The sequence below is a fragment of the Pseudoalteromonas sp. P1-9 genome, from assembly GCF_001399975.1.
Lineage (GTDB): Bacteria > Pseudomonadota > Gammaproteobacteria > Enterobacterales > Alteromonadaceae > Pseudoalteromonas.
This window is the reverse complement of record NZ_LKBD01000117.1, coordinates 1-796: the sequence shown is the minus strand read 5'-3', so window position 1 is coordinate 796 and position 796 is coordinate 1. Positions and strand designations below refer to the sequence as shown.

At 38.7% G+C, this 796-nt stretch carries 1 protein-coding gene; it reads left to right on the top strand.

Translation table 11 applies throughout. From position 1 onward, the window contains the following. Positions 1-82: 82 nt before the first annotated feature. Positions 83-796, top strand: a 714-nt coding sequence (locus tag AN214_RS21775) for an IS982 family transposase (RefSeq protein ID WP_054981617.1), incomplete at its 3' end; no start/stop codon positions are given.

The following is a 796-nucleotide window of genomic DNA, read 5'->3' as shown; positions in this document are numbered from 1 at the left end:
CTGCACATAAGAAATGGAACTAAATGCCCTTGCGATGATCAGATCTTTCGACCAAGAAACATAAGATTACCGAGGCAAGGGCATGAATAACTTAGATGCAATTTATGTAGATGTCGATGATTTTTGTTTATTGTTTGAATCTCAATGGCTTAAACACCTAATAGAATCAGGTGAAAAACAACGCATTAAACCATCCCGACTATCCTCCAGCGAAGTGATGACCATATTAATTGCCTTTCATCAATCAGGTTCTCGCGACTTTAAAACTTACTACACCAAATTTGTTTGTCAGTATTGGCGACATTATTTTCCTGATTTAGTCAGTTATACACGTATGTTGAAGTTACTTCAGGCCACATTACCTGCTCTGTGTAGCTATCTGAAGCAGCGCTTTGATAAACCAACAGGCATTGCATTTATCGATTCTACTTCTCTCAAGGTGTGTCATAACATGCGTATTTCTCGCCACCAAGTTTTTGCGGGAGAAGCCAAACGGGGCAAAGGAACAATGGGCTGGTTTTATGGCTTTAAACTTCACCTCATCATGAATGATGAAGGTGGTTTATTAGCAATAAAAGTGACCGCTGGTAATGTTGATGATAGAAAACCTGTACCAGATATGGTCGATAATGTTACAGGTAGTTTATACGCTGATAAAGGTTATGTATCTGCAAACTTAAAAGCGGAACTTGCTGAGCAAGGCATTGATTTTATTACAGGTCAACGAAGTAATATGAAACGTCAGCCAATATCATCTTGGGATAGAGCGATGTTATCAAAGCGTTTCATCATTGAA